Origin of the sequence: Streptomyces viridosporus (genome assembly GCF_002078235.1) — a bacterium.
Taxonomy (GTDB): Bacteria; Actinomycetota; Actinomycetes; order Streptomycetales; family Streptomycetaceae; genus Streptomyces; species Streptomyces viridosporus.
Window position 1 is genome coordinate 1 of the sequence record NZ_MSGP01000794.1, and the last position, 2,745, is coordinate 2,745.

General features: G+C 72.3%; 3 protein-coding genes. 2 read left to right on the forward strand and 1 reads right to left on the reverse strand.

Annotated features, from left to right (window positions below):
• Together B7L92_RS37605 and B7L92_RS37610 are read left to right on the forward strand one after the other, a co-directional pair.
• A partial coding sequence (locus B7L92_RS37605; RefSeq protein ID WP_107501740.1) for a SigE family RNA polymerase sigma factor occupies positions 1 to 410 on the forward strand: 410 nt, incomplete at its 5' end.
• 122 nt (positions 411 to 532) lie between these two features.
• Positions 533 to 2,188: a long-chain fatty acid--CoA ligase gene (locus B7L92_RS37610; RefSeq protein WP_004986134.1), complete on the forward strand. Its 1,656-nt coding sequence runs from the start codon at positions 533 to 535 to the stop codon at positions 2,186 to 2,188.
• A gap of 153 nt (positions 2,189 to 2,341) precedes the next feature.
• Here the strand turns inward: B7L92_RS37610 and B7L92_RS37615 are convergent.
• On the reverse strand, positions 2,342 to 2,745 hold a 404-nt coding region (locus B7L92_RS37615; RefSeq protein ID WP_143626491.1), incomplete at its 5' end, for a response regulator.

Sequence of the window (2,745 nt, forward strand, 5' to 3'; positions counted from 1 at the left end):
AGGACCTGCTGCAGACCGCGCTCGCCAAGACGTACGTCGCCTGGGAGCGCATCGAGGACCACCGCGCGCTCGACGGCTATGTGCGCCGGGCCCTGCTGAACACGCGGACCTCGCAGTGGCGCAAGCGCAAGGTGGACGAGTTCGCCTGCGACGAGCTGCCCGAGCCGGACCCGGTGCCCGGCGGCGACGACCCGGCCGAGCGGCAGGCGCTGCGCGACGCGATGTGGCGGGCGATCATGAGGCTGCCCGCACGGCAGCGGGCGATGGTCGTCCTGCGGTACTACGAGGACCTGAGCGAGGTGCAGACGGCCGAGGTGCTCGGGGTGTCGGTGGGCACGGTGAAGTCGGCCGTGTCACGGGCGCTGGGCAAGTTGCGCGACGACCCCGAGCTGGGATTTGTTCGCTCTTGAGGGAAATTGTCCTGCCTCGGGGCGTGATCGATCGCCGCTCCCTAGTGACATACCGCGTGGTATGTGCGCAGAATCAGCGCAACCCTTACCGCCGCGTAGGCAATGTCGCCCAGGAGGACGCCGTGCTGAGCACCATGCAGGACGTACCGCTGCTGATCTCGAGGATCCTGACGCACGGGTCGACGATCCACGGGACGTCACTGGTGACCACCTGGACCGGCGAGGACGAACCGCACCGCCGCACCTACGCGGAGATCGGTGCCCGCGCGGCCCAGCTGGCACACGCCCTGCGCGAGGACCTCGGCGTCGCCGGCGACGACCGGGTCGCCACCCTCATGTGGAACAACGCCGAGCACGTGGAGGCGTACTTCGCGATCCCCTCCATGGGCGCCGTCCTGCACACCCTGAACCTCCGCCTCCCGCCCGAGCAGCTCGTGTGGATCGTCAACCACGCCGCCGACCGGGTGGTCCTGGTCAACGGTTCGCTGATCCCGCTGCTCGCTCCGCTGCTGCCGCACCTGAAGACCGTCGAGCACGTGGTCGTCTCCGGCCCCGGGGACCGTTCCGCGCTGGCGGACGCCTCCGTGCAGGTGCACGAGTACGAGGACCTGATCGCCGGGAAGCCGACCGCGTACGACTGGCCGGAGCTGGACGAACGCGCCGCCGCCGCCATGTGCTACACCTCCGGCACCACCGGTGACCCCAAGGGCGTGGTCTACAGCCACCGTTCGATCTACCTGCACTCCATGCAGGTCAACATGGCCCAGTCGATGGGCCTGACCGACCGGGACACCTCGCTGGTCGTGGTCCCGCAGTTCCACGTCAACGCCTGGGGCCTGCCGCACGCCACCTTCATGACCGGCGTCAACATGCTGATGCCCGACCGCTTCCTGCAGCCCGCGCCGCTCGCCGGGATGATCGAGAGCGAGCGGCCGTCCCACGCCGCCGCCGTCCCCACCATCTGGCAGGGCCTGCTCGCCGAGCTGACCGCCAGGCCCCGGGACGTCTCCGCCCTCACCCAGGTCACCATCGGCGGCTCGGCCTGCCCACCCTCCCTGATGGAGGCGTTCGACAAGCTCGGCATGCGGGTCTGCCACGCCTGGGGCATGACGGAGACCTCCCCGCTCGGCACCATCGCCCGGCCGCCGGCCCACGCCGTGGGCACCGAGGAGGAGTTCGCCTACCGGCTGACCCAGGGCCGCTTCCCGGCCGGCGTCGAGGCCCGCCTCACCGGTCCCGGCGGCGAGCGCCTCCCCTGGGACGGCGAGTCGGCCGGCGAGCTGGAGGTGCGCGGCCCGTGGATCGCGGGCGCCTACTACAACGGCCCCGGCGCCGAACCCCTGCGCCCCGCCGACAAGTTCAGCGAGGACGGCTGGCTCAAGACCGGTGACGTCGGCATCATCAGCCCCGACGGCTTCCTCACCCTGACCGACCGGGCCAAGGACGTCATCAAGTCCGGCGGCGAGTGGATCTCCTCCGTCGAGCTGGAGAACGCGCTGATGGCCCACCCGGACGTCGCCGAGGCCGCCGTCGTCGCCGTCCCGGACGACAAGTGGGGCGAGCGCCCGCTGGCCACGGTCGTCCTCAAGGAGGGCGCCACCGCCGACTTCGCCGTCCTGCGCGCCTTCCTCCAGGAGGAGGGCGGGATCGCCAAGTGGCAGCTCCCGGAGCGCTGGACGGTGATCGAGTCGGTGCCGAAGACGAGCGTGGGCAAGTTCGACAAGAAGGTGCTGCGCAGGCAGTACGCCGAGGGCGCGCTGGACGTCAGCCGGATCTGACCCCGGCCCGGACCGCACGCGCCGGGCGGTGGGCGGCACTCCCGCCCACCGCCCGGCGCACGTCCGTGCCCCGCGCCCGCCGGCCCGCCGACGGGCACGGGCGGCCCGGCGACGTGCGCGGGCGGCCCGGCGACGTGCGCGGGCGGCCCGGCGTCAGTTGGTGCCGATCCGCGCGAGCAGATCGACGATCCGGGCCTGCACCTCGTCGTTGGTGGACCGCTCCGCGAGGAACAGCACCGTCTCGCCGGACGCCAGCCGCGGCAGGTCGGCCTGGTCGACGGCGGCGGTGTAGACGACCAGCGGGGTGCGGTTGAGCTGCCCGTTCGCCCGCAGCCAGTCGATGATCCCGGCGGACCCGGCCTGCCGCCGCTGCACCTGCATCAGGTCCAGCACCACCAGGTTCGGCCGGAACTGCCCCGCTAGCGCCACCGCGTCGGCGTCGCTCCCGGCCCGCGCCACCTGCATGCCGCGCCGCTCCAGCGTCGCGGTGAGCGCCAGCGCGATCTCCGCGTGCTCCTCGATCAGCAGCACCCGCGGCGGGTGCTGCTGATCGAGGA